27 protein-coding genes are annotated in these 25613 nt (G+C 71.5%); 10 read left to right on the top strand and 17 right to left on the bottom strand.

Annotated features, from left to right (window positions below; genetic code table 11):
- The first annotated feature begins 50 nt into the window (after positions 1-50).
- A complete protein-coding gene (locus AMR74_RS13645) occupies positions 51-404 on the top strand; it encodes a hypothetical protein (protein WP_053772612.1) in 354 nt (117 codons plus the stop codon).
- Positions 405-425: 21 nt separating this feature from the next.
- Here the strand turns inward: AMR74_RS13645 and AMR74_RS13640 are convergent, their stop codons facing one another.
- Positions 426-1067: an RNase H family protein gene (locus tag AMR74_RS13640; protein WP_053772611.1), complete on the bottom strand. Its 642-nt coding sequence runs from the start codon at positions 1065-1067 to the stop codon at positions 426-428.
- A 36-nt stretch (positions 1068-1103) separates the two neighbouring features.
- Here AMR74_RS13640 and AMR74_RS18220 point away from each other — a divergent pair, with 36 nt between their 5' ends.
- On the top strand, positions 1104-1490 hold the full coding sequence (locus AMR74_RS18220; protein WP_082356888.1) for an aldo/keto reductase: 387 nt from the start codon (positions 1104-1106) through the stop codon (positions 1488-1490).
- A 60-nt stretch (positions 1491-1550) separates the two neighbouring features.
- Positions 1551-2015, top strand: a complete 465-nt coding sequence (locus AMR74_RS13635) for a universal stress protein (RefSeq protein WP_053772610.1) — start codon at positions 1551-1553, stop codon at positions 2013-2015.
- A gap of 18 nt (positions 2016-2033) precedes the next feature.
- Here the strand turns inward: AMR74_RS13635 and AMR74_RS13630 are convergent, their stop codons facing one another.
- The 4 genes from AMR74_RS13630 to AMR74_RS13615 all read right to left on the bottom strand — a co-directional run bounded on the left by AMR74_RS13630 (position 2034) and on the right by AMR74_RS13615 (position 5015).
- Positions 2034-2660: a DJ-1/PfpI family protein gene (locus AMR74_RS13630; RefSeq protein ID WP_053772609.1), complete on the bottom strand. Its 627-nt coding sequence runs from the start codon at positions 2658-2660 to the stop codon at positions 2034-2036.
- Between the two features lie 91 nt (positions 2661-2751).
- The gene (locus AMR74_RS13625) at positions 2752-3441 is read right to left on the bottom strand and encodes an SCO family protein (protein WP_053772608.1); all 690 of its coding nucleotides are present in this window, start codon (positions 3439-3441) and stop codon (positions 2752-2754) included.
- Positions 3442-3546: 105 nt separating this feature from the next.
- Positions 3547-4404, bottom strand: coding sequence for a sulfite exporter TauE/SafE family protein (locus AMR74_RS13620; protein ID WP_053772607.1), 858 nt, complete (start codon positions 4402-4404; stop codon positions 3547-3549).
- A 98-nt stretch (positions 4405-4502) separates the two neighbouring features.
- Complete coding sequence (locus tag AMR74_RS13615; protein ID WP_053772606.1) at positions 4503-5015, bottom strand: winged helix-turn-helix transcriptional regulator; 513 nt, start codon at positions 5013-5015, stop codon at positions 4503-4505.
- Positions 5016-5126: 111 nt separating this feature from the next.
- On the opposite strand from AMR74_RS13615, the gene AMR74_RS13610 reads away from it, so the two are divergent.
- Positions 5127-5480 (top strand): DUF7471 family protein, encoded by a 354-nt coding sequence (locus tag AMR74_RS13610; protein WP_053772605.1) that lies wholly within the window; start codon positions 5127-5129, stop codon positions 5478-5480.
- 14 nt (positions 5481-5494) lie between these two features.
- On the opposite strand, the gene AMR74_RS13605 is transcribed toward AMR74_RS13610, so the two are convergent.
- The 3 genes from AMR74_RS13605 to AMR74_RS13595 are packed head-to-tail and all read right to left on the bottom strand — an operon-like array spanning position 5495 to position 9167.
- Complete coding sequence (locus AMR74_RS13605) at positions 5495-6358, bottom strand: hypothetical protein (RefSeq protein WP_053772604.1); 864 nt, start codon at positions 6356-6358, stop codon at positions 5495-5497.
- Entirely contained in the window at positions 6355-7152 is a 798-nt protein-coding gene (locus tag AMR74_RS13600; RefSeq protein WP_053772787.1) for an ABC transporter ATP-binding protein, read from the bottom strand. The genes AMR74_RS13605 and AMR74_RS13600 overlap by 4 nt, the downstream gene beginning before the upstream one ends.
- Positions 7149-9167, bottom strand: coding sequence for a NosD domain-containing protein (locus tag AMR74_RS13595; protein WP_053772603.1), 2019 nt, complete (start codon positions 9165-9167; stop codon positions 7149-7151). The genes AMR74_RS13600 and AMR74_RS13595 overlap by 4 nt, the downstream gene beginning before the upstream one ends.
- Positions 9168-9271: 104 nt before the next feature.
- Between AMR74_RS13595 and AMR74_RS13590 the strand changes: the two genes are divergently transcribed.
- A complete protein-coding gene (locus AMR74_RS13590) occupies positions 9272-9865 on the top strand; it encodes a nitrous oxide reductase accessory protein NosL (RefSeq protein WP_053772602.1) in 594 nt (197 codons plus the stop codon).
- Between the two features lie 4 nt (positions 9866-9869).
- Here AMR74_RS13590 and AMR74_RS19205 read toward each other — a convergent pair whose 3' ends face one another.
- Positions 9870-10037 carry a hypothetical protein gene (locus tag AMR74_RS19205; RefSeq protein ID WP_158295140.1) on the bottom strand — a complete coding sequence of 56 codons (168 nt, stop codon included), beginning with the start codon at positions 10035-10037 and terminating at the stop codon, positions 9870-9872.
- 205 nt (positions 10038-10242) lie between these two features.
- On the bottom strand, positions 10243-13473 hold the full coding sequence (gene carB / locus AMR74_RS13585; protein WP_053772601.1) for a carbamoyl-phosphate synthase large subunit: 3231 nt from the start codon (positions 13471-13473) through the stop codon (positions 10243-10245).
- Positions 13474-13631: 158 nt separating this feature from the next.
- Between carB and AMR74_RS13580 the strand changes: the two genes are divergently transcribed.
- Complete coding sequence (locus AMR74_RS13580; protein WP_053772600.1) at positions 13632-14669, top strand: S66 family peptidase; 1038 nt, start codon at positions 13632-13634, stop codon at positions 14667-14669.
- Between the two features lie 30 nt (positions 14670-14699).
- Here the strand turns inward: AMR74_RS13580 and AMR74_RS13575 are convergent, their stop codons facing one another.
- From AMR74_RS13575 to AMR74_RS13560, 4 genes are all read right to left on the bottom strand, one after another.
- Positions 14700-14915, bottom strand: coding sequence for a hypothetical protein (locus AMR74_RS13575; RefSeq protein ID WP_053772599.1), 216 nt, complete (start codon positions 14913-14915; stop codon positions 14700-14702).
- A gap of 162 nt (positions 14916-15077) precedes the next feature.
- The gene (locus AMR74_RS13570) at positions 15078-15611 is read right to left on the bottom strand and encodes a DUF5815 family protein (protein WP_053772598.1); all 534 of its coding nucleotides are present in this window, start codon (positions 15609-15611) and stop codon (positions 15078-15080) included.
- Positions 15612-15788: 177 nt separating this feature from the next.
- On the bottom strand, positions 15789-18011 hold the full coding sequence (locus tag AMR74_RS13565; protein WP_053772597.1) for a CDC48 family AAA ATPase: 2223 nt from the start codon (positions 18009-18011) through the stop codon (positions 15789-15791).
- A gap of 241 nt (positions 18012-18252) precedes the next feature.
- Positions 18253-18555: a hypothetical protein gene (locus AMR74_RS13560; protein ID WP_053772596.1), complete on the bottom strand. Its 303-nt coding sequence runs from the start codon at positions 18553-18555 to the stop codon at positions 18253-18255.
- A 192-nt stretch (positions 18556-18747) separates the two neighbouring features.
- Here AMR74_RS13560 and larC point away from each other — a divergent pair, with 192 nt between their 5' ends.
- On the top strand, positions 18748-20133 hold the full coding sequence (gene larC, locus AMR74_RS13555; RefSeq protein WP_053772595.1) for a nickel pincer cofactor biosynthesis protein LarC: 1386 nt from the start codon (positions 18748-18750) through the stop codon (positions 20131-20133).
- Positions 20134-20162: 29 nt separating this feature from the next.
- On the opposite strand, the gene AMR74_RS13550 is transcribed toward larC, so the two are convergent.
- Positions 20163-20495: a hypothetical protein gene (locus AMR74_RS13550; RefSeq protein ID WP_053772594.1), complete on the bottom strand. Its 333-nt coding sequence runs from the start codon at positions 20493-20495 to the stop codon at positions 20163-20165.
- Positions 20496-21028: 533 nt separating this feature from the next.
- Here AMR74_RS13550 and aspS point away from each other — a divergent pair.
- The 3 genes from aspS (at position 21029) to AMR74_RS13535 (ending at position 23645) form a co-directional block, all read left to right on the top strand.
- On the top strand, positions 21029-22333 hold the full coding sequence (aspS, locus tag AMR74_RS13545; RefSeq protein ID WP_053772593.1) for an aspartate--tRNA(Asn) ligase: 1305 nt from the start codon (positions 21029-21031) through the stop codon (positions 22331-22333).
- Between the two features lie 294 nt (positions 22334-22627).
- Positions 22628-22927, top strand: a complete 300-nt coding sequence (locus tag AMR74_RS13540) for a hypothetical protein (RefSeq protein WP_053772592.1) — start codon at positions 22628-22630, stop codon at positions 22925-22927.
- Position 22928: 1 nt separating this feature from the next.
- Positions 22929-23645 (top strand): DUF4382 domain-containing protein, encoded by a 717-nt coding sequence (locus AMR74_RS13535; RefSeq protein WP_053772591.1) that lies wholly within the window; start codon positions 22929-22931, stop codon positions 23643-23645.
- A gap of 295 nt (positions 23646-23940) precedes the next feature.
- Here AMR74_RS13535 and AMR74_RS13530 read toward each other — a convergent pair whose 3' ends face one another.
- Both AMR74_RS13530 and AMR74_RS13525 read right to left on the bottom strand, forming a co-directional pair.
- Positions 23941-24633 carry a VTT domain-containing protein gene (locus AMR74_RS13530; protein WP_053772590.1) on the bottom strand — a complete coding sequence of 231 codons (693 nt, stop codon included), beginning with the start codon at positions 24631-24633 and terminating at the stop codon, positions 23941-23943.
- Between the two features lie 76 nt (positions 24634-24709).
- Positions 24710-25537, bottom strand: a complete 828-nt coding sequence (locus AMR74_RS13525) for an NAD(+)/NADH kinase (RefSeq protein ID WP_053772589.1) — start codon at positions 25535-25537, stop codon at positions 24710-24712.
- Between the last annotated feature and the right edge of the window lie 76 nt (positions 25538-25613).

Below are 25613 nucleotides of genomic sequence, written 5' to 3'. Positions count from 1 at the left end.
TCGGTCGCCGCGCGGTCGCCGTTCAAGTGCGTGCGGTCCGAAGCGTCCCCGTGACCGACGACGCGTCCCTCGACGACGACCGGGCGGTACCGACCGTGTCCTGCGAGCGGTGCGGCCGCGAGTGGGACCTCGACCGCGAGATCGACGGCCTCGACCCCGGCGGCCACGCGGTCGAGCAGTTCGCGATCGACCACGAGCGCCACACCGGCCACTACCCGGACGACGTGACCCCGTGGATCGCTCGGTGCGAGCGCTGTCCGGACGGCGAGCGCTTCCTGGCGGAGCGGCCCGCCCGGCGCTGGGCGCGGACCCACGCGCGACACGCGAACCACCCGGTCCGGCTCGAAGCGCCGAGGGGCGACGACGACCTCGTCGCCCCTGACGGCGACCGAGACGGGGCGTGAGGGGCTGACCGCCGGCTCTGGTCACGGGCCGAGCGCCGCGATGTCGGCGCCGACCGCGGCCCGCGCGTCCGCCGGGTTGGGGTCGCTGTCGGCCAGGTGCGTCCACTCGCAGGCGGACAGCGCCGCGATCCGCTCTTGGATCGCCGTCCTGTACGGCGCGGCCGACGGGACGCCGTCACCTGTCCCCCAGACGTCGTCGATGACGGTCCGCGAGTCGATCCGGACCTCGACGGCCGCCGGGTCGCAGCGCGCGGCCAGCGCCTCCAGTCCCATGTGGAGCGCGGCGTACTCCGCGGCGTTGTTTCCGACCCGGCCGACCGGTCGCCCCAGCCGGACCGCCGGTTCGCGGTCGGCCCGCAACACGGCGCCCGCCCCCGCCGGCCCCCGGTTCCCGCGGGCGCTCCCGTCGACGTAGAGGACCACGCTGCCGTCGTCGTCGCCCCACGAGCCCTCCCGCTCGCCCGGCGGGTCCGCGGCGAGTACCGCCTCGACGGCGGTCCGGATCTCGCCGTCGCCGGTCCCCGGGTCGAACAGGCCGCCGTAGCCGGACACGGCCGCGTCGATCGCGTCGATGGCGGGGCCGATCTCGTACCCGTACCGCGCCAGGACCTCGTCGACGCGACTCGCGAGCGGCGAGAGCCCCTCCGTGGGGAGTCGGTCCATCACTCCTCCGTCGTCCGGCGCGCTCCCTGTCGGTCCATCACCAACGGGTTCGACCGACGAGACAAAAAGGCGCGGGCGCCCCGGCAGCGCGGCCGCGAGCGGGACGGCTTCGTCCATGCCGCGCGTGGCCGCCGTAGGGAGTACGCGACGCTCGGCGGGTCCGGAACGAAGGCGAGTCGGATCGGCATCGGGACGAACACCTTCGGCGGCGACGCGGACCGGCACCTCTCGGACGAGGAGGCGCAGGTGGTCGTCGACACCGCGATCGACCACGGGATCGCCTTCATCGACACCGCAAACGCCTACGACGCCGGCGAGCGCGAGCGCGTGCCCGGCGAGGCGCTCGACGTCGACCCCGCCGACCCGGACCTCGACTGGCCGGCCGAGCCGTACGAGCCGGTGCCGGTCGACGGCCCGAGCTGACGCGCTCGCGCGGCCGCCACATCGACAGCGTATTTACGTCCCGAGCGCGACCGGTCTGACATGACGCTCGTCGTGGTCCCCGTCCGGTTCCCTCCCTCGTCGCACTCGGCGGCGACGCTGCGAGAGGCGACCCGCGTCGCCGAGGAGCGCGACGCGGACCTCACGGTCCTCCACGTCGACCTCTACCAGCGCTCCGGCGGGGTCTCGCGCAGCGACCTCAAGCGCGCCGTCGAGGAGCGAATCGGTCGGGTCGACCGCGCGCGCTACGTCGTCCGCCGCGGCTTCCTCGTCGAGGAGACGATCCTCGAAGAGGTCGTGGCCGAGGGCGCCGACGTGGTCGTCATCGGGTCGAAGCAGGCCGGCCGGTGGCGGCGGATGGTCCAGAAGCTGCTCTCCGACCCCGACATCGACTCCTTCCTCCGGGGCGAGCTCGACTGTACCGTGATCACCGTCGACGCGGACGGCGGGATCACGACCAACGAGGTCGACGACGAGGGCCCGCCCCTGCCGGAGGACGACGACTGAGCCCTCGCGCGGTCCGACCTACTCGGCGACCTCGTACCGCCGCTCGTACTCGATGACGGTCGCCACTCGATCGGCGACCGCGGCGCCGAACTCGCGCTCGACGACGTACAGCGCCAGGTCGATGCCGGAGGTGACGCCGCCCGCGGAGAGCAGGTCGCCGTCGTCGACGACGCGGGCGTCGACGACCTCGGCGCCCGACTCGCGGAGCTCCTCGACCGCCGACGCGTGCGTCACGGCCCGGCGGCCGTCGGTGACGCCCGCCTCCGCGAGCAGCATCGAGCCCGTACACACCGAGGCGATCCGGGTGCCGGCCGCGTGGTGGCCGGCGAGCGCGCGCGGCACGTCGCCCTTCTGCGCCTCCGCCCAGGCGCTCGCGTCCTCGTCGCGCGCGCTCCAGCCGCCCCCGGGGACGACGAGCAGGTCGGGCGCGTCGGCCGACTCGGGGTCGGGAAGGACTCCGTCCACGCCCACGCGGGTCCCGTGGCTCGCGGTCACCGTCTCGCGCTCGGCGAGCGTGACGTACCTGACCCGGCCGGCGCGCTCGCCGTCCGCGGCGGCGTAGCCGAGCGCGTAGTCGAACACCTCGTACGGCCCGATGCCGTCGAGTTCGTCGAACCCGTCGTACAGCAGCACGTCGACGTTCATACCGCTCCGGAGGGCGGCGGACGGTTTGTGCGTTCCCCCTCCGGGAGAGCGAGGTCCCGGCCGCGCGTCGGTCTGAGCGTTCGACGGGGCGTCACTCGTCGTCGAACGCGGCGACGACGCGCTCCATGTCTCCCGCGACGCGCTCCGGGTCGATTCGCTCGCCGCGGTAGGCCCGTTCGACCACGCCGTCGGGGTTGACGAGCAGGGTCACGACGATGTGGGTGAAGTCGTAGCCCGGGAGGCGGTCGCTCTCCGTCGTCCGCTCGAAGCCGATCCCCAGTCGGTCCTCGACCACCGCCTTCGCGCGAGCCGGCGTCTCCGGCCGCAGGTAGATCCAGTTGCCCGCCTCGAGGTCGGCGCCGATCGACTCGGCGTTGTCGCGGAGCGCCGCCGCGTCGTCGCGCTCCGGATCGAACGTGATCGGGATAAAGTACGTGTCGTCGGTCAGCCCCGCCGCCGCGACGCGGCGCTGTACCGTCGCCCACTGGCGGAGGAGGATCGAACACTCCGCGGGACAGAACGTGAACACGCCGGTCACGAGGGCGGTCCGGTCGAGCTCGTCGCTGTCGAACGTCTCGTCCGCGAGGGGAGCCGGCAGCTCGAACGACGGGAGCGGCTGGCCGTACGCGGGATACGCGAGGTCCTCGCTGTCCGCGAGCTGGTCCGACTGCGGATCGAGCACGACGTCGTCCGGGCTTCCACCGAACAGGCGCGACGTACAGCCCGCGACGGAGCCGGCGGCGGCCGTTCCGACGCCGGCGAGCAGCGTTCGTCGCTTCATACCCGAGCGAAGGGGCGAGCGGCGCATAACGCGTCTGGTGCGATCGACGAACGCGAGCGACCCGGGTCACGCGGGAGCGAGCGCGCGGCGAGTCGGTCGCCCGAGTCAAAACGGGGTGTAGTACGGGATCGGCGGGTGCGGCAGCGGCACGCCGAGCGTCGCGAGCCCGTGCTGGAGCGGGACGTATCCGAGGGCTACGAAGGCGACGCCGAGCACCCGGTGGATCCGCAGCCGCGTTTCGAGACGCATCGACCCGAACACCGTACCGAAAAGCAGCAGCGACGGCACGGTGCCGAGGCCGAGGGCGCCGAGCGCGACCGTTCCCCCGAGCGCGCTCCCCTGAACGAACGCGTAGAGGAAGGCCGGGTACAGGAGCGGGCACGGGAGAAAGCCGTGCGCCGCCCCCAGACCGACGATCCGCCAGTCTCCGACCCACGCGTCGACGCGGGCGACGATCCGGTCGCTCACCGCGCTCGCCGCCCGGTCGAACCCCGGTATCGGGACGGACTCCAGCCGGAGGCGGAGCGCGTAGCGCGCGCCGACGGCGATGATCACTCCGCCGACGAAGATGCCGGTGAGCGCGTGGACGTCGTCGGCGACGCCGGTGACCGTCCGCCCCGTGACGAACGCGAGGCTGCCGGCGAGACCGAAGGCCCCGCCGAGGGTCGCGTAGCTCGCCGTGCGTCCGAGGTTGAAGAGCGCGTGCTGGCGCACCTGGCGGAGGGTGAGGTCGTCGTCTCGCCCGCGACCGCCGCCGGCCTGCCCGGACCGCATCCGATCGGCGTAGGTGGTGACGAGCGGGCCACACATGCCGAGACAGTGCGCGCCGCCGAGCAGTCCGACGAGCAGGAAGACGCCGAGGCCGAGCGACTCGGTCGCGTACAGGGAGCCGCTCGGCTCACAGGTCGCCGTTCCGACGGCGTCGACGAGTCGAAGCGCCCCGGTATCGATGAGGACGTCCATACCGGATCAACGACCGCCGGGTCGCTAACCGATCTGGTGTGATCGGCGAACGGGCGCGAGCCCGGCTCACACCGATCCCCTCGCGCGGCGCTCACCCGTCACCCCTCGGCGTCGAGGAGCGAGTCGACCGTGCGGACGAAGCGGTCGACGAGCCGGTCGGGCAGCGACGGCGACACCTCGTCGAGGAGCGCGGCCGTCCGGTCCGGACGCGCCAGCGCGACGGTCATCGGCCGGTCGGGGGACTTCTCGACGATCCCGTGGTCCGCGAGCGTCGAGACGTGCCACGACACCGTGCTCTTCGCGAGGTCGAGGTCGCCGGCGAGCGCCGCCGGCCGGGTTGGGCCGTCGGCGTGGAGCCTGACGACGATCTCGCGGGCCGTCTCCCGCCTGAGAAACGCGAGCGTCCGCCGGTCCCACGGGTCGACCGCCGGATCGAAGTAGTGCGCGCGCCCGCCGATGCGTTCGACCGCGAGCTCGCCGTCCCGGACGAGCCGGCGGAGGTGGTACTGCGCCTGTCCGGTCGCGATGTCGAGCTCGCGGCCGATCCGGTTGAAGTGGACGCCGGGGGCGTCGCGGACGTGGCGTCGGATCCTGTCTCTGGTGTCCGCCATTTTCGGGGGATCGACCTACCCCCGCTCGGGATAAAAGGCGCCCGTGCGGTCTCTCGCTCTGGGAACGGCGGCGGGGCACGTCTTCTTGTCGGTCGGCTCCCAAGGGCCGGTGTGACGCAGTCGCTCTCGGGGTCGGTGTCGGCGCTCGCCGGATGGTCCGTGGAGGGGTCGCTGCCGATCCTGGCGGTCGTGGTCGCCGCCGGACTCGGGACGAGTCTCCTCTTCGCCGTCAGCCTCGCCGCCTACCGACGCCGCCGGCAGGCGCAGTACCGACTGATCTCCCTCGCCGTCGGCGCGCTTCTGGCTCGATCGGTGGTCGGCGTCGGGACCGTTCTGGGAGCCGTGCCGATGCCGGTCCACCACCTCCTCGCGCACAGCCTGGACTTCCTCATCGCCGCGACCGTCCTCTATGCGGTGTACGCCCACGCGCCCGGCGCGGTCGGCGACGACGCCGCCTCGGACTGAGCCGAGCGACGCGCCTACCGGCCGACGCTCCCGCGGAGGCGTTCGACCGCGACGCCGACGCGGGGCCCGAACGCGACGGCGGCGACGGAGACGACGGTCCCGCCGACTGTCCATCCGACGAGCGATGCCACCGCCCGCCCGGTCTCGACGAACCCGCCCTCCGGCGCGAAGGCGACGCCGATCACGTGCTCGAAGACGAGTCCTCGGAACGCACCGTTCGGGGAGAGCGCGACCGACCCGGCGATCCCGCCCGGCGACGCCCCGGCCGACAGCGATCGAAGCACCGCGAGGTCGCCGGCGAGAACGCCGCCGAGCAGCGCGAGGAGGGCGAGCGCGACCGCGCTCCGCCGGCTCGTCGCGACCGTCGACACCGCCGCCGAGAGCGCGAGGTACGCCGCGCCGAACGGCACGACGAGCGCGATGAAGCGGACGAAAAGCACCGGCGAGTCGACACCGGCGTGCGTCGCGAAGATGCCCGTGTCCGGCGCGGCGGTGAGCCACACGTAGGTGCCGACGAGCGCGAACGGGCCGCCCACGAGCGCGACGAGCGCGACCGTCCGGGCGAGCAGCACCCCGAGGACGTACCCGGTCGCGCTCACCGGATACGTCCGGATCACGCTGAGCTCCCCGCTCGCGGCGTCGGCGAACAGCGAGCGGTACCCGAGCACGACCGCCAGCAGCGGCACAAGCACCTCGGCGGGCAACAGCAGGTCGACGACCGCGGGCACGAACCCGGTCGCGCCGCCGCCCCCGACCGCGACGAGGCCGGCGAGGACGACAAGCAGCCCGGCAGCGAGAACGGCGTACCCGGGCGTCCGGCGCACCGTGACCAGCTCGCGCCGGAAGACGACCCACACGCCGCCGAACGGAGAATTCACCGGTCGGACACCCCCGTGACGTGGACCGACTCGGCGTCGGCTCCGCCGCTCTCTCCGCCCTCCTCCGCCCCGCCGCCCGCGGGCGACGACGCCCCGTCGGTGCCGGCAGCGACCGCGCGGTACAGCGCCGCGACGTCGTCGACCCCCCGCTCGTCGAGGAGGCGCTCGCGGCGCCCGGCCGCGGCGACCCGGCCGCGGCGGAGGACGACGACCGCGTCGGCGTGGGCGTCGACGAGGTCGAGGTCGTGCGAGCTGACGACGACGGCGGCGTCGTCGCCCGCCCGCGCCGCCGCGCGGAACGCCCGCTCTCGCATCTCCGGGTCGAGCCCGCTCGTCGGCTCGTCGAGGACGACGACGTCCGGGTCGCCGAGCCTCGCCTGTGCGATCCCGAGCAACCGCCGCATCCCGCCGGAGAGGTCCGCGACCCGCTTCCCGGCCGCGTCCGAGAGCCCGACCGCCGCCAGCGCCGCGTCGGGGTCGCCGCCAGCGAGCGCCGCGTAGAACCCGAGGGTCTCTCGGGCGGTGAACCCGTCTCGGAACGGTACCCGCTGCGGGAGATAGCCGACGCGCTTCTCCGACCCCGAGCGCGGACCGCCCTCGGGGTACCGGACCGTCCCCGCGGTGGGTTCGACCGCGCCGCTCAGGACCCCGAGCAGCGTCGACTTGCCGGAGCCGTTGGGACCGATGACGGCGGTGACGCCCGTCCCGACCGACAGTGAGACCTCGTCGAGCACCGCGACGCCGCTGTAGGTGCGCGTGACGCCGTCAAGCGCCGCGAGCGTGCGGTCGCTCATTCGGCCCCCTCCGCGGTCGCCGTGGCGTTCCCGTCCGCTCCGGCGGCGGAGCGCCACGACGACTCGACCGGGTCGCCGTCCGACTCCGCGACGGCGGCGAGCCGGTCGGGGTGATACGGTTCGGCCGCGGGCGCCGGATCGATGATGCTCCCCGAGCGCGCCCCGGGCACGGTCCCGCGGAGCGCGTCGAGCAGCCGCGCGGCGGGGGACTCGCGTACCGTTACCGCGCTCACCGTCCGGTGGAGCGCCCCGTCGACCGGCGACGTCGGGCGGTACGCCCGTTCGCCAGGACCGCGCGGTCCGACGTTCGCGCCCTCCCAGAAGTTCCCCCGGCCGCCGTCGGCCCACACGCGCAGCGCGCCGGCCCCGGCCGCCGCGTGGTCCGCGTTGCCGACGAAGTCGTTGGCGACGACCCGACTGGAGGGGACGACCGTCGTCGCCCGCGCCCCGAGCTCGTTGCCGACGACGACGTTGTGCTCGTACAGCGACCCGCGGGCGCTCGTGGAGAAGCCGAGCTCGTTGTCGACGAGCGTGTTGTAGCCGACGTACGTCCGCGTTCCCGACGCCTGGATCCCCGCGCTGGAGTCGCGGACGTCGTTGCCGACGATCGCGTTCCCGGCCGGCCGCGTCATCACGGTCACCCCGGCGAACAGCTCGTTTCGGAAGACGTTGTCCGCGACCAGCGCGTCCCCGGTGTACATGAGGTGCGTCCCGTACCGGTTGTCGACGAACGTCGAGTTCCGAACGACGGAGCCGTCGGCGCGGTGGAGGTAGATCCCGTCTCGCCCGCCATCGAACCGGCTGTCCGTGACGGTGACGCGCGACTCCATCCCTGTGATGCCCATGAACCCCGCCTGCCACTCGTCGGTCCCGTGGACGACGAGCCCGCTCACGGTCGCGTGAGAACCCGATCGCAGCAGGAGCCCGCTCGCGTTCGTGTCCACGACCACCTCGTCGACGACGAGGCCCGGCGCGCCGACGGCCTTCACTCCGGCGTCGCCGTGGCCGTAGCCGAGCTGGATGTTCGTGTCCCACGTACCGCCCTCCGGGTCGCGGGACTGACGGGCGGCTTCCGGGTCCCGGGTCCGGTTCCCCGTTCCCGCGATTCGCAGCCCCGTGAGCGCCACGTCGGCCGCGCGGACGGTGACCACCGAGCCGGTGCCGTTGCCGACGATCCGGGTCGCGGCCGCGTCGCCCCGCCCGGCGCCCGCGCCGGCGATCGTCACGGACCGGTTCACGGTCACCGTCTCCTCGTAGGTCCCGGGCGGGACGCGGACTGTCGTGTTCGGCGGCGCCGCCGCGACCGCCGCGGAGACGGTGGGGGCGTCCTCGCCGACGACGACGGAGACCGGTCGGTCCGCGCGCCGTTCCGCGGCCGCGAGCCGCTGGTTCGCCGTCCGCCAGCGGTCCGCGGCGAGCGACCGCACGGTCGCCGCGGAGTCGACGTCGTACGACCGGGTCCGGACCGCCTCCCACCCGACGACCGACCCGCCGTGGTCGTCGGCGAACGCCGCCGCCGCCTCGCGGCCGCGGAACGGGACGACGACTTCGCCCGACGGCGTCTCGGCGTCGCTGCCGACGACGTAGAACGCCTCGTCGACCGGCGTCCACCCACCTGCCCCGCCCGCCGCGAAGAGTCCGGACTCGGTCGTGCCCGGGTCTCGGTGATCGAACGTCTCCACGTACGCGACGAGCGGGTAGCCGAACTGTCGCTCGGTCCGCCCGTCTCCGCGCGAGTCGACGAACGAGGCGATCCCGTTGTAGCCGACGACGTACTGGAGCTGCGAGTAGAACACCTGGACGCGCGGGAGCGTCGCATCGCCCGCCATCAGGGCGTCCGTCTCCGAGGAGAGCCCCAACTCGACCGCGTCCTCGAACCGCACCGGCTCGGGGACCGACTCGCTCGGGTCCGCGGCGAACGCGCCCGCGGTGCCCACGGCCGCGAGGGCGACGAGCGCGACGGCCGCGAGACGGAGGCGACGCGACCGGCCCGAGTCGGTGTCGAATACTGCCACGCGTTCGGTTCGATCGCCAGTGGCTTATGGCGTTTGGTTCGTTCCTCGAACGCGCCGCTGAACGCGTCCAGAGGGGCTAAGAGGCCAGTACCCCAACTACGACCATGACGAAACGCGACCCATCGACTCCCACGCCCGCCAGCTCGAAGAGCGTCCCGCGGCGCCGAGTGCTCGCCGGAATCGCCGCCGCAGGGATCGGTTCCGTCGCCGGTTGCGCCGGCGGTGGGTCGAACTCGATCGCCCCGGTCTCCATCGACGACGACCAGGCATGCGACCAGTGCGGCATGATCGTCGCGGACCACCCGGGAACGGTCGGGCAGGTCCACTTCGAGGACGACGAACCGGAGGGTGGTCGCCCGGCGCAGTTCTGTAGCGCCACCTGTACGTACACCTACCGCTTCGACGCCGAAGACTCCGGGCGCACGCCGCTCGCGACGTTTCTCACCGACTACTCCGCGGTCGATCAGGAGGTGTTCGAGGAGGGCAGCGACACGATGTTCTCCTCGCACGTCGACAGCGAGGCGTTCGCCCGCGAGCCCTCCCTCACCGTCGTCGCGCGCAGCGAGGTGATCGGCGCGATGGGACCCGACCTGATCCCGTTCAGCGAGGAGGGCGACGTCGAGTCGTTCGTCGCCGAGTACGGCGGCGAGGCGATGCCCGCGACCGAGGTGGACCGCGCGACGCTCGAAGCACTGTGAGCCGTCAGTCGTCCGCCGTCGCGTCGCGACCGATCTGGTTGACGCCGAGCGAGCCGACGAGTTCGGTGCGGGGGTACGGGAACCCGATGCCGGCCTCGTCGGAGCGTCGCATGACGGTCTCCGCGAGCGCGTGTTTGACGCCGCCGGCCCCGGTCTCCGCGGGGTCGTCCACACCCGGTGGTTGAACACGACGGCGGAGTCGCCGAGCGCGGTCAGCGGTGCGGCCGGCTCCGGGTCGGCGAGCAGGCCCGCCTGAAGTAGTTGCGTAGTCACACCGTCTCCGATCGTCGCCGTTGGAGTTAGGTACGGTCGATAAATCGGGTGTGTGGCCTAACGAGCCGAAAAAGAGCGTCCGGCCGACCGAGTCGCGCCCGGGGCTACTCCGCGGCGCCCCACTGCTCGACGCGCTTCGGGCGGTCCGAGACCGCCATCACGTCGAGGTCGTCGCCCGCGTGGTCGAGCGCCTCCAGCGCCGCCTTCGCGGAGGCGTGCGTCGAGAAGTAGGTGATCTCCTCCTCGACGGCGACCTCCAGCAGGTCGCGCTGGCGCGAGACGATGAGGTCGAGGTCGCCGCGCTTGGCGGCCTCGATCAGGTCCGTCGCCTCGCTCAGCTCGAAGTGCTCGGCGTAGCCGTCGACGAGCGCCTCGCCCGCCTCGGTCCCCGGGTCCGGGAACTCCTCGGCCGAGAGGTCGACGACGGCGGTGCCGGACTCCGGGATCGGCTTCCCGGTGGCGTCCTGCGCCTTGTCGTACGCCTTGCCGAAGGAGGTCGCGGTGCCCATCACCTCGCCGGTGGACTTCATCTCCGGGCCGAGCCGCGGGTCCGAGCCCGGCAGGCGGTCGAAGGGCAGGACGACCTCCTTCACCGAGCGGTGTGCGGGGATCTGCTCGTCCGCGTCGAGGTCGGCGAGCGTCAGGTCGTCGGTCATCACCTTCGCCGCCAGCTTCGCGATGGGGACGCCCGTCGCCTTCGAGACGAACGGGACGGTGCGCGAAGAGCGGGGGTTCGCCTCCAACACGTACACCTCGCTGTCCGCCTCGGGGTCGTCGACGCCGGTCACGGCGAGCTGGACGTTGAGCAGGCCGACCGTGTCGAGCGCGAGGGCGATGTCCTCGGTGACCTCGCGGACCCGACCGAGCGTCTCGTCGCCGAGCGAGCGCGGCGGGATCATGCACGCGGAGTCGCCCGAGTGGACGCCCGCGCTCTCGACGTGCTCCATCACGCCGCCGAGCAGCACGTCCTCGCCGTCCGCGACGGCGTCGACGTCCAGCTCGACCGCGTCGTCGAGGAACTGGTCGACTAAGATCGGCTTGTCCGGCGAGACGCGGACCGCCTCCTCGATGTATTCCTCCAGCTCGGCGTCGTCCTCGACGACCCGCATCGCGCGGCCGCCCAGCACGTAGGAGGGGCGCACGAGGACCGGGTAGCCGATCTCGTGGGCGAGTTCGAGCGCCTCCGCCTCGCTCGTCGCGGTGCCGCCCTCTGGCTGGGCGATCCCCAGCTCGTCCATCAGGACGTTGAACCGGTCGCGGTCCTCGGCGAGGTCCATGGCCTCGACGCTCGTGCCCATGATTTCGCAGTCGAGCCCGCGGCGGTCGATCTCCGCCTCGAGGGGTTCGCCCACGTTGACGGAGGTCTGCCCGCCGAACTGGACCATCACGCCGTCGGCGCCGGTCGTCTCGATCACGTCGGCGACCTCCTCGGCGGAGATGGGCTCGAAGAACAGCCCGTCGGAGGTGTCGTAGTCGGTCGAGACCGTCTCGGGGTTGTTGTTGATCACGTGCGCGTCGATGCCCAGCTCGCGGAGCGCGCGCACCGCGTGGACCGCGCAGTAGTCGAACTCGACGCCCTGCCCGATGCGGATCGGCCCGCCGCCGACGACCACGACGCTCTCGACGTCGGGGTCGACGCGGACCTCGTTCGCCGCGCCCGCGGTGTCGGCGCCCCGGAGGAACTCCGGTAGGCGCGCGGAGTAGTAGTACGGGGTGGAGGCCTCGAACTCGCCCGCGCAGGTGTCGACCTGCTTGTAGGTGCGGTCGGGGACGGCGCTCTCGACTTGCCCCACGTCGGCGTCGACGCCGCCGGCGGTCGCGGTCGCCGCGATCTCGGCGTCGGTGCGGCCGACCATCGCGGCCTCGGTGAAGTCGCCCTCGGCGGCCGCGGCGGTGCCCTCGGCGATGTTCTCGAAGCGCTCGACGTACCAGCGGTGGATGCCAGTCAGGTCGATGACCTCGTCGACCGAGTACCCGCGGTCGAACGCCTCGAACATCGCGTACGGGCGGTCCGGGCTCGGCCGTTCGAGATACTCCGACTCCAGCTCGCCGTCGTCGACCGCGTCGAAGTCGACGGCGGGGTCGTACTCCGAGGAGCGGAGCGCCTTCACCATGCTCTCCTCGAAGGTGCGGCCGATCGACATCGCCTCGCCGGTGGACTTCATCGCGGTGCCGAGCTCGAAGTCCACGTCGTCGAACTTGTCGATGGGCCACCGCGGCACCTTCGTCACCACGTAGTCGATGGCGGGCTCGAAGGCCGCCGTCGTCTCGCCGGTGATCTCGTTGTCGATCTCGTGGAGCCGCTTGCCCAGTGCGACCTTCGCCGTGACGCGGGCGATCGGGTACCCGGTCGCCTTCGACGCGAGCGCGGAGGAGCGCGAGACGCGGGGGTTCACCTCGACGACGCGGTACTCGCCGCCGGGGGTGCCGTCGTCGTGCCACGCGAACTGGATGTTACAGCCGCCCTGGATCCCTAAGTCGCGGATCACTTCGAGCGCCGCGTCCCGCATCTCCTGGTGACCGTCGTCGGGGATCACCTGCGACGGCGTGACGACCGTCGACTCGCCGGTGTGGATCCCCATCGGGTCGATGTTCTCCATGTTACAGATGATGATACAGGAGTCGTCGGCGTCCCGCATCACCTCGTACTCTAACTCGACCCAGCCCGCGATGGACTCCGTGATCAGCACCTCGCTGTTGCGCGAGAGCCGCAGCCCCTTCCGGACGCGCTCGACCAGCTCCTCGAACTCGTCGACGACGCCGGAGCCGGAGCCGCCGAGGGTGTAGGTCGTCCGCGCGATGACTGGGAGGCCGCCCACCGCGTCGACCGCCTCCCGGACGCGCTCGCGGAAGGCCGCCTCGTCGAAGTCGGTGACCGACTCGTCGTCGTCCAAGGAGATGGTGGTCGACTTCGGGACCGGCTGTCCGAGGCCCTCCATCCGCTGGCGGAACAGGTCGCGGTCCTCCGTCGCGTAGATGGTGTCCAGCGGCGTCCCCATCACCTCGACGCCGTGTTCCTCCAAGATCCCCTCCTCCGCGAGTTCGGCGGTGACGTTGAGCCCGGTCTGCCCGCCGAGCCCCGCGATGACGCCGTCCGGCTCCTCGATGCGGATGACCTCCGCGATGGCCTCGGGCGTGATCGGCTCGATGTACACCCGGTCGGCCGTCTCGGGGTCGGTCATGATGGTGGCGGGGTTCGAGTTCACCAAGACGACGCGGGCGCCCTCCTCTTGGAGCGCGCGACACGCCTGGGCGCCCGAGTAGTCGAACTCGGCCGCCTGTCCGATCTGAATCGGTCCGCTGCCGATAAGGAGAATCGTCCGGTCCTCGCTCATTACGCGGACCGAATACGCTCATCGTAATAAGGCCGACGATAGAATACGAATCTCGCAGCGAGTTTGCGATTTTCGCAAGGTACGTCAGACCATGGCGCACGAAACAGCGTAACACGCCTCCCGACGATTTATCAAGGCACCGGACGCAGCCCGCCAACATGGTGTTTACGACGCCGCCGTCGCTCGGCGACGACCAGGCGCTCGCGATCGTGGCGCCCTCGCGGCCGGCTGACGCGGCGACGCTCCGGATCGGTCGCGATCGACTCGCCGCGCTTGGCGTCGAGACGCGGGTCTATCCGACGGCGGACCCCGACCGCGACGAACCGGCGTCGCCCGGAGCGCGCGCGGCCGACATCGAGGACGCCTTCGCGGACCCGGAGGTCGGCGCCGTGATGGCGTACACCGGCGGCGACGATCAGATCCGAGTCTTACGACACCTCGACGGCGACGCCCTCGCGGCGAACCCGACCCGCTTTTTCGGCTACAGCGACAACGACAACCTCCGGCTGTTCCTCTGGAACCGCGGGATCGTCAGCTACGGGCTCGGGGTTCACCCGGACCTCGTCTGCGACGCCGAACTCCGCCCGTACACCGAGCGGTACCTCCGACGCGCGCTGTTCGAAGACTCGCTCGGCGCCGTCGACCCCGCCGACGAGTGGACGGACGAGTGGTTCGACTTCGAGACGGGCGAGCCGCGCGAGTGGCGCGAGAACCCTGGTCCGACGACGTGGGTCGGGCCGGACGCTGACCCCGAGGAGGCGGTCCGTGGCCGAACCTGGGGCGGCTCCTTCGCGATCGTGAAGTGGCACCTGCAGACGGAGCGGTTCCTCCCGGACCCCGAGCGGCTCGACGGGGCCGTCCTCGCGCTGGAGACCTCAGAGGACGCCCCGCCGCCGCGCGAGGTCGGGTACACGCTCCGCGCGATGGGCGAACGCGGATTGTTGGAGCGGTTCGGCGGCGTCGTTTTCGGGCGCCCGCGGACCAACGCGCCGCCGCTGGAGTGGGACCCGGACCCCGAGGAGTACCCCGCCGACATACGGCGCGTCGCGACCCGAGAGCTCGAACGGTACGCGCCCGGCGTCGTCGTCGGCTTCGGCTACGACTTCGGCCACACGGACCCCTCGTTCCCGCTCCCGCTCGGTGCGGTCGCGACGCTCGACCCGACCGGCGGCACGCTCCGGTTCGGGCCGGAGTGAGCGCGTGTCCCTTGCCGCGGGGGCCTGCGCTCAGGTTTCGAGCCGGTACCGATAGGGCCGGTCCGCGATGACCTCGACCTCGCCGCGCTCGGCCCACCGTCCCAGCACGGTGGCGACGCGGTGGGGACTGTCGATCTCCTCGCACTCCCCCGCGAGCGCGAGGATCTCCCGCGCCGTCAGCGGCTCGTCGGCCTCGGCGAGCACGCTCCGGATCCGGTCGTACCGGTCGTATTCACCGGCGCTCATACGTCTTACGTACGGTCCCCGAATATATAGGGTTCAGTGAGACAGGAGTCGGACAACCGTCAGACAGGAGGGCTGAGAGCCCCGTTATCGGGAGTTTGAGTCGCCGATCGCGGCGAGACCGGACACGCCGGGGTGGGCGGCGGAGCCCGTCGTCGCCCGCGATCAGGCGTACGGGTCCTCGGCCTCGAGGTCGCGCTCGGCGCGGTACTGGTCGACGAACTCGCTCACGTCGAACTCGACCATCTCCCGCTCGAACGCCGAGAGCGCCTCGTCGTCGTCGGCGTGGCTCACGGCGTGTTCCATCAGTTCGACGACGAGCTCGACGACGATCTCGTGGAGCCGGCGGGAGTCGAACTCGGTGACCCAGACCATCGCGTACCCGACGTCGGCGTTCTCGCTGGCGTCGTGCGCGACGACCGCCTCGGGGAACTCCTCCAAGACGACGCCGAGCAGGTGCGGCGTGTCGAACTCGGGCATCTCCTCGCTGGTGGTGTCGATCGCCTCGCGGAGGACCTCGACGAGGAACTCCGGGAGGAACCGCTCGGGCGGGTGAACGTCCATCACGACCGCGTGCGTCTCGCCGCAGGCGCACTCGTACTCGCGCATCCCGAGGTCCAGTTCGCCGACGCCGACCGTCTCCCCGCAGGGTAGCTCCAGCGCGTTCTCGTCGCCGCCGGGGACGCGGGGCTGGGACATGCCTCCGCTTGGTCGCTGTCGAGGTTAAAAGGAGCGGAACGGGGCGATCGCTGCTCGACATCCACGCCGACGAGCACGCCGTCGGACATATCGGTCTCCGCTTCGATGCGGGAACGCAAAAACGGTCGATCGCGACGGGTCCGAGCGGGGCGATTTGCGGCCCCGCGACTCAGGCGCTCACTGGAAGCCGATCCGGCCGCCGGTGTCGCGGAGCGACTCGCCGCCGCCGCCCTTGAACTGCTCTCTGACGTCCTCGTAGTACGCGAGGATGTCGTCGTTGATGGTCGGGCGCACCGACTCCATCGCGCGCCGGAAGTGCTTCATCTCGACCTCCTCGGCGTCGTCGTCGTCGCGCAGCGCCTCGATCGCGGCCTCGCGGGCGATCCCCTCTAGGTCGGAGCCGACGTAGCCGTCGGTGATCTCGGCGATTTCACGGAGGCTCACGTCGGGCGCGAGCGGCGTGTTCCGGGTGTGGATGTCGAGGATCTGCTCGCGGCCCTCCCGGTCGGGCTGGCCGATCATCACGAGCCGGTCGAACCGGCCAGAGCGCAGCAGCGCGGGGTCGATCATGTCCGGCCGGTTCGTCGCGCCGATGACCATCACGTCGCCCATGTCTTCGAGGCCGTCAAGCTCCGTCAGGAGCTGGTTGACGACGCGCTCGGAGACGTTGTTCCCCATCTCCTGACCGCGCGAGGGCGCGAGGCTGTCCAGCTCGTCGAAGAAGATTATCGTCGGGCTCACCTGCCGGGCCTTCCGGAAGGTCTGTCTGATCGCCTTCTCCGACTCGCCGACCCACTTCGAGAGCAGCTGCGGCCCCCGCACCGAGATGAAGTTCGCGTTCGTCTCGTTGGCGACGGCCTTCGCCATCAGCGTCTTCCCGGTGCCGGGCGGGCCGTACAGCAGCACGCCCTTCGGGGCGTCGACGCCCATCCGGTCGAACTTCTCCGGCGAGGTGAGCGGCCACTCGACGGACTCTTGGACCTGCTGTTTGGCGTCTTCGAGCCCACCGACGTTGTCCCACGAGATCTTCGGGAGCTCGACGAGCACCTCCCGCATCGCCGACGGCTCCACCTCGTTGAGCGCGCCGGAGAAGTCGTCGCGCTTGACGATCATCCGGTCGATGAGGCTCGGGGGCACCTCCTCCTCGTCTAAGTCGATCTCGGGGAGGTATCGGCGCAGCGCCTTCATCGCGGCCTCCTTGGTGAGGCTCTCGATGTCGGCGCCGACGAAGCCGTGCGTCTCGTCGGCGAGGTGGTCTAAGCTCACGTCGTCCGACAGCGGCATGCCGCGGGTGTGGATCTGGAGGATCTCCTTGCGGCCCACCTCGTCGGGGACGCCGATCTCGATCTCGCGGTCGAACCGGCCCGGCCGGCGGAGCGCGGGGTCGACGCTGTCGACGCGGTTCGTCGCGCCGATGACGATCACCTGTCCGCGGGTCTCTAACCCGTCCATCATCGTCAGCAGCTGGGCGACGACGCGGCGCTCGACCTCGCCCGTCACGTCCTCGCGCTTCGGCGCGATGGAGTCCAGCTCGTCGATGAAGATGATCGAGGGCGACTCCTCCTTCGCGTCCTCGAAGATTTCGCGGAGCTGCTGTTCGGACTCGCCGTAGTACTTCGAGATGATCTCCGGCCCGGCGATCGAGAAGAACGACGCCGAGGTCTCGTTGGCGACGGCCTTCGCGAGCAGGGTCTTCCCGGTCCCCGGCGGCCCGTGGAGCAGGACGCCCTGCGGCGGCTCGATGCCGAGCTTCGAGAAGATCTGCGGGTGCTTCATCGGCAGCTCGACCATCTCGCGGACGCGCTGGATCTCGGACTGGAGGCCGCCGATGTCCTCGTAGGTGATTCCGCCCCCGGTCTTCTCGAACCCGGAGATCGGTTCCTCGCGAAGCTCGACCTCCGTGTCCTCGGTGATGAGACAGACGCCGTCGGGCTCCGTCTCGACCGCGATCAGCGGGATCGCCTGCCCGGGCGACCGCATGAACGGGTGGTTCGTCGACGACATCACGGGAACGATGTCGCGCTCGACGACCGGGCGCTTGAGGATCTGCCGTTTGACCATGCCGGCGGCGTCGGATCCGAACTGGACCGACGCCTCCTCCGGCGGGGCCAACACCAGCTTGTCGGCCTTTTCTGCCTCCGCCTTCCGGATAGTGACGCGCTCGCCGATGCCGACGTCCGCGTTCTGCCGCGTGAACCCGTCCACGCGCACGGTGTCGGTGTTCCAGTCCTGGCGGTCGGCGCGCCAGACCTTCGCGGCGGTCGTCTCCGCGCCCTCGATCTCGATGATGTCGCCGGGCGAGAGCTTCAGGTGGAGCAGGGTGTCGGGGTCGAGTCGGGCGATGCCGCGCCCCGAGTCGTTCGGGTACGCCTTCGCCACTTCGAGTTGGACTTCGTTCATGATTCCTCGCGGGGGATGGTCGTATCTGGATCCGGTCCGGGAATAAGCCTGTTGCCCGTGCCCGGCCCGCCGATTCCGCCGGTCCGATCGGCGGCCGCGATAGGCTGTGTGATCATATAGCACGATACGGAGTCCGGTCATAAAACCCCGTCGTAAGCGTGCGTTTTCGCCGTGGACTCGCGGCCGCTCTACCGGACGTTCGTTCGCCGTTCGCCGCGGCGTGTGCGTCGAAGCGACGCCGCTACCGCGGGCCGAGAACGACTTCGGGGGCGAAAACCGTGACCAAGAGCAGCCCTGTCAACAGGAGGACCGCAGCGACACGAACCCAGCCCGCCAACCGGCGACGCTCCGCCGGCAGGGACTCGGCGACCCCGGACAGCGCGAACCCGACCGCCATGACGAGCGCGTTGACCGAGGCGACGCCGCGGAGGACGCCGAAGTAGACGTAGATGCTCGCCATGAGGAGTGAGGAGGCGAACATCGCGTACGCGTTGAGTCCGCCGGACGGTTCGCTGAAGACGACCTCGCTGATTCCGGAGGGCACGGTACGAGCCGATCGCTCGGCGACGCGGATATGATTGGTGAAACGGAGAGTGTCCCGCCGGCGTTGCTCGCGGTCCCAGCCTGTGTGCGGACCCTCCGGCGACTACCGTCGGCTCGGACGTGTCACCGGCCGATAGGCTCGACGGAGCCGCCGATCCGGGGGTATTTGTCGGACAGTCGCCTCGGAGGAGCTATGCGAACGCTCGTCTTCGACGGTCGGACCGGCGCCGCCGGCGACATGATCTGCGCCGCGCTGATCGCGGCCGGCGCCGACCCCGCGGTCCTCGGCCCGGTGCGCGACGCGCTCCCGGTCCGGTACGCGGTCGGCGAGACGGAGAAGAACGGGATCCGCGCGACGACCGTCGACGTCCTCGTCGACGGCGACGACGCGGGAGACGCCGATTCGGATCGCGGCCACGCCCACGACAACGATCATAGTCACGGTCACGACCATAGCCCCGACAACGACCATAGTCACGACCACGGTCATGACCACGAGACGGACGCCTCCCGAGACGAGACGCACGCCGAGGGCGCCGGCGTCCACCGCTCCTACCGCGAGGTGGTCGACCTCGTCGAGTCGATGGGCCTCCCCGCCGCGGTCGAGTCGACCGCGCTCGACGCCTTCGAACTACTCGGGCGCGCGGAGGCGTCGGTCCACGGCACCGACCTCGACGAGACGCACTTCCACGAGGTGGGGGCGGACGACGCGATCGCCGACGTGGTCGGCGCGGCGCTGCTGTTAGCGGACCTCGACCCGGAGCGCGTGGTCACGACGCCGGTCGCCGCCGGCGGTGGGACGGTTGAGATGAGCCACGGCACGTACCCGGTGCCGGCCCCGGCGACGACAGAGATCGCGAGCCGGGCCGGCTTCCGGGTCGGCGGCGGGCCGATCGACCGCGAACTGCTCACGCCTACGGGCGCCGCGATCCTCGGGGCCGTCGCGGAGGGCGTCGACGCGGTCCCGGCCTTGACGGTCGAGCGCGCGGGCTACGGCGCCGGTGACGCCGACTTCGAGCGCCATCCGAACGTCCTCAGGGCGCTCGTCGGCGACGGGGGACCGACAGAGAGCGAGACCGCCCGGGAACGAACCGCAGGCGGCGCCCTCGTCCGCGACGACATCGCCGTCTTGGAGACCAACCTCGACGACGCCGCGCCGGAGGTCCTCGGCGGGCTCCAAGAGACCCTCAAACACGCCGGGGCGCGGGACGTGACGATCGTCCCGACGACGATGAAGAAGTCCCGTCCGGGCCACCTCGTGAAGGTGATCTGTAAGCCGGCGGACGCCGAGGCTGTCGCGGAGCGACTCGCCCGCGAGACGGGGACGCTCGGGGTGCGCCAGTCCGGGGCGAGTCACCGCTGGATCGCGGAGCGCGAGTTCGAGACGGCGACGCTCCGTGTCGACGGCGCGGACCGCGAGGTGGCCGTGAAGGTCGCCTCGACGACGGACGGAGAGGTGTACGACGTCAGCGGGGAGTACGACGACGCGGCCGCGGTCGCCGAGGCGACAGGGCTCCCGATCCGGGCGGTGCTCCGACGGGCCGAAGCCGAGGTTCGGGAGCGGTTCGCCGAGGAATAGCCGGACTGTCGACCGCCGGACTCGCCCCGTCAGTCGGGCGGGTCGACGCGCTCGACGCGCTCGGGGTCGACACCGAAGCCGTCGGCGAGGCGCTCCCGGACGCGGTCAGCGACGACCGACTCGCCCGTGCCGAACTCGGCCGCCGAGGCCGCCTCCTCGTCGACCGCGAGGGTGGCGACCGCCTCGACCGTGGTGTCGTTGAGGCCGGGGCGGAGGCCGGCGATATCCAGCTCCTCGACGCGGAGGCCGTCGATTCGCTCGATCTGTGCTCTGGCGCCGGCGACGAGGTCGCCGGTGGCCGCCTGCGAGACGCGGACGGTCACCGTGGCCTCGACCGACGGCGTGTGGATGGCTGCCGCCATACGCCCTCGCCGCGAGTCGAACGCGGCGCGGCCGGTCGGCGTCCCGGGTCGCGACCCCGGGACCGATCGGCCCGCGTCCTCGAACGCCGTCGGCGGCGCTCGCGAGGGTGACGGTCGTCCGACTCGACGCGCGCGACGGACAGCCGCGGCTGGAGAGAACGGGGTGCGGTCCGTCCCGCGGGGAAACCTCCCCAGCCGACGCGCGTCACGCGGTCGGGTGGACGGACCGTAGGTTCGGAATCCCGGAGCCGATCCCGCTCCACCCGAGGAACGCGACGCTCGCGGACCGCACGAGCGTCGAGGTGGTGGAGCGGGTCATAGTCGGGTTCCGCGGCGCGGAATGCGCCGTTGATCACCGCATATGTCGGTTCCATATTAAAATTATGTTAGTTATGCGACCACATAACACGGCGTGTTCGATCCGAGAGGCGCCGAGAATCCGCCGGAGCGGCCGCGGGCGTCCCGTTCCGTCGACGACGAGACGACAGGCCTATGCCGGCCGCCCGACCAGTTGCGCGTAAGCAGTCACCGCCATGATCGAGCGCATTCACACGTCGGACGTCGAACCGGACGCGGACGAGGTCGCCATCGCCGGCCACGTCCACGAGATCCGCGACCTTGGGGGCCTCGTCTTCCTCATCGTACGCGACCGCGAGGGGCTCATCCAGATCGTCTTCAAGGAGGAGCGCGAGCCCGAGCTGTTCGAGGCCGTTCAGGACGTCGGCGCCGAGGACGTGGTCCGCGTCGTCGGCGAACCGTTGGAGAGCGACCAGGCGCCCGGCGGCGTCGAGATCGCGCCCACCGAGTACGAGGTCATCGACGAGGCCGACTCGCCGCTGCCCTTAGAGATCTCGAAGGACATCGAGGTCGACCTCTCGACTCGGCTCGACAACCGCGCGCTCGACCTCCGGAAGCCGGAGACGCTGGCGGTGTTCACCCTGCGCTCGGAGCTGATCACCGCGATGGAGGAGTGGTTCGAGTCGGAGGGGTACGTCGACATCAAGACGCCGCTGATCTCGAAGGGGGGCGCCGAGGGCGGCGCGGAGCTGTTCCCGATCCTCTACTACAACCAGGACGCGTTCCTCTCGCAGAGCCCGCAGCTGTACAAGCAGATGCTGATGGCTTCCGGCTACGAGGCCGTCTACGAGACCGGCACCGCGTTCCGCGCGGAGGACTTCGCGACCTCGCGACACGTCTCCGAGATCGCGATGTTCGACGTCGAGCTGGCGTACATCGACGACGAGGACGACGTGATGGACGTCCAAGAGGAGTCGCTCCGGTACGCGCTCAGCGAGGTCGCCGAGAACGCTGAGCGCGAGCTCGACCTCCTGGACGTGGACTTAGAGGTCCCCGAGGACGACTTCCCGCGGATCACCTTCGACGAGGCGCTCGACATCTTAGAGACCGAGTACGGGCATTTCCCGGACGACCCGACCGACCTCGACACGAAGGGGGAGAAGCTGCTCGGCGAGCACTTCGAGGAGCAGGGCCACCCCGCGTTCTTTGTCGTCGGCTACCCCGACGAGAAGTTCTACTATATGCAGGACGTCCCCGACGACGACATCGCCTCCCGGAAGTTCGACCTGATTTATAAAGGCCAGGAGCTCTCCTCGGGCGGGCAGCGGGAGCACAACGTGGAGCGTATGGTCGAAGTGATGGAGGAAGAGGGCGTCGAGACGAGCAACTTCGAGTTCTACATCGAGGCGCTGAGCTACGGCACGCCCCCGCACGGCGGCTACGGGCTCGGCATCGATCGCCTCGTCCAGAAGGTCGCCGACCTCGACAACATCAAAGAGGCGATCATGTTCCCGCGCGACCCGAACCGGCTGGAGCCGTAGGCGGCGCGACTCTTCGGGTCTGGTCCGCGTCCGGTTCGCGTCGCGGGTGTGGCGGCCCGACCATTGACCAAGCGGATCTCCGTTCCCCTCCCCGGCCGCGCGGGCGAAGTTCCACTCGCCGCGCGAGCGGCTTCTCCCTCGGTCGACGTGAGCGGTCATTTATAAGTGCTCGCTGAGTACGGGTACATCCCGTTTTCAGGGGCTCTATTCTCCGTTTAACCGAATTAAATCGGGCGCAACTCGGCTGAACGGCTTGCGCCATTAAAGGGCATCGGGGCCCGAGGTCGAGTCGCAATGAACGCACTCCGAACGACGCTGCTCGTGGCGCTGGCCACGGTCGTACTGATCGGGACCGGCGCGGCCGCCGGTGCCGTCGCGGCGACGCCCGGCCCGGACGACGCCCCCGGCGACGCCGGGCCGCCGGGCGACCTCCCGGACCAGGTGCCCGACTTCGTCGGCGGCATCCTCGACAGCGTGAACGAGTTCCTCGACGGCGGCGTCGACGACCTCGGCGAGACCGTGAGCGAGGTCGCCGGGAACGGCGCCGGCGAGAGCGACGCGAGCGACGGAACGGACGCCGACGGGGGTGCGTAACGTGACGGACCGCAAGCCCGACTTCGACGCGCTCGACCGCCGGACCTACCTTCGGGCGACCGGCGCCGCGGCGCTCGGTGCGGCCGGCCTCGCCGGCTGCGTCGGCCGCGCGACCGGGACGCTCGCGACGCAGGTCACGGACCAGCCGGCGGACATCGGCGACTTCGAGTCGCTCGTCGTCACCGTCGAGGGGTTCTGGCTCGGGCCGGAGGGCGCCGAGTCGGACGACGAGGACGGCAACGAGACCGACACCGGTGACGACTCGGGCGAGGGCGACGACGCGGACGCCGGCGGCAACGAGACCGATGGGGAGGAGGACGCCGAGGAGGGTCGCGAGTACTTCGAGTTCGACGAGCCGCAGGAGGCCGACCTCGTCGAGCTTCAGAACGGCGAGACGAAGCTGATCGACGAGCGCGAGCTTCAGACCGGCGAGTACCCGTACCTCCAGCTGGACGTGTCGTCGGCAGACGGGACGCTCACCGACGGGAGCGACGCGACCGTCGACCTGCCGGGCAACGCGCCCCTGAAGTTCAACGAGTCGTTCGAGATCCGCGAGAACACGCGGACGACGTTCACTGCGGACTTCGCGCCTGTGCTGCGGGGAAACGGCCGCTACCTCCTCCGGCCGGTGCCGAGCGGCATCGAGGTCGAGTACGAGAAGTCGAGCGAGTCCGACGGGAGCGGTTCGAGCGGCGACAACGAGACCGCCGACGCGTAGCGCCGCCGCAGTCCCCCGGTCCCCCGTTGGAGCCGCGGTCGCGTCCGGTCGCACGCACGCGCGAGCCCTCGGACGCGACCGCGGCTTCGGGGTCAGGGCTGGGTCGGTTCCCGGGATTCGGGGACCGGGGGAATGCGCGCGCCGCTGCGGTCGGTCCCCGACTCGAGGCATCCCGTCGCCGTCAGAGGCACACGACCCGCACGGATCGTCCGCGCGACGACGACGCACCGACGGTCTTCGCTTTCTCCGATCCGTTCACCCGACCGCTCGCGGAGCGGCGTCGCTCTCTATCTAGTCAGGCGGCCGCCGCGTCCGACCGCACGAACGTCCGGTACAGGGGGCCGGCCAGCACCAGCGCGCCGACGCCGGCCATCCCGAGGATCACCGCGGGGTCCACGAGCGACCCGCCGCCCGCCGCGAGGCGGTCGAGCGAGACGCCGACGGCGACCCCGCAGAGGACCCACGGCAGCTCGCCGAGCGCGGTCCCGAAGACGAACGGTCGGGCCCCGACCCCCGCGGCCGCGGCGCCGACCGTCACCGCGTCGGAGGGGAGCGGCAGGAGTCGCGTCCCGGCCACGGCGCGCACGCCGCCGGACTCCGCCGCGAAGCGCTCGCCGGCGCGACAGAACCGCGCTGCAACGCCCGAGTCCTCGGCCGTGTCGAGGTCGCCCCCGAGCCTGAGCCGCCCCGCCCGAGCGAGCGCGTACGGGGGCACGGCGGTGCCGACCACGAGCGCGAGCGCGAACGGCGTCCCGACCCAGCCGTATCCGAACCCGACGACGACGGCGAGCAGCGTCGTCGGCCACGCGAGGAGCGGTCTGACGGCCGCCAGCACGACCACGGCGGCGCCGAAGCGGAGCGGATCGGTCGCGAGCCAGCGGAGCCGCGAGAGCGCCGCCTCCGGGGAGACCGCGAGCGCGACCGCCGCGATCGCGGCGACGGCGGTCCCGCCGAGCGCGTACCGACCGACCGTGGTCCGGCGATTCACGCTCCCGCGTCCGCGGGCGTCCGGTAAACGCTTTGTGGGTGCGTTCGAGCGGGGGTCGCCGGCGCGACCGCCACGGTCACGACAGCTTCCCGAGCGCCTCGAAGAAGTCGGAGGGCGGCCCCGCGATCCGTATCGGCGGCGCGGCGCGCTCGACTGTCACCTCGACCGGCCCGTCGAGGGTCTCGGTGTCGCGGCCGTCGCTGACGACCGTCGCTCCCGCGTCGCTCTCGACGGCGACGGTGACGGTCGCGTCGGCGTCCACTACGAGCGGCGGCATCCCCTCGTCCGCGACCATCTCGTTGACGACCAGTCCACCGACATCGGGGTGGACCAGCGGGCCGCGCTCGGAGAGATTGTACGCCGTCGACCCGGTCGGCGTCGCCACGAGGACCCCGTCGGCGTGGCCGCCGGCGTACCGCGAGCCGTCGACGCGCACCTCGTAGTCGATGCCGCCGCCCGGCCCGCGGCGCCCGCCTTGGACGACCACCTCGTTCGCCGCCGGCGTCGAGGTCCAGTCGCCGGCGCTGGCCGCGAGCCGCGGAGCCTCGCGGACGTCCAAGCCGCCGTCGCGAAACGCCCGGATCTCGGCGCGGAGCGCCGTCGCCGCGTCCGCCGGCTGGACGGCGTTAAGAAAGCCGACCTCGCCGAGGTTCACGCCCACGATCGGGGTGTCGCCGGCGTTGCGCGCGACGAACAGGAACGTCCCGTCGCCGCCGACCGCGACGACCAGGTCGCAGTCGTCGAACGCGCCGACCGGCCGGGCCTCGTCGCCGGCGTCGAGGGCTGCGGCGGTCTCCTCGTCGAGCCAGACGCTCTCGTCCGCGTCGACGACGACGTCTCTGAGCGTCGCCGCGAGCGACGCCGCCCGCTCGCTGCCCTTTCGCGCCACGATGCCCACTTCCATGGCAGACCCATCCCGATCCCCGGATAAAAGCGTGCGGACATCGGGCGGCTCCGCCGGGTTCCCGGGTCTCGGCGCC

Source organism: Halorubrum tropicale, assembly GCF_001280455.1.
GTDB classification, from domain to species: Archaea; Halobacteriota; Halobacteria; order Halobacteriales; family Haloferacaceae; genus Halorubrum; species Halorubrum tropicale.
The sequence above is the reverse complement of the archived record's forward strand: the minus strand, read 5'-3'. Positions and strand labels throughout refer to the sequence as shown.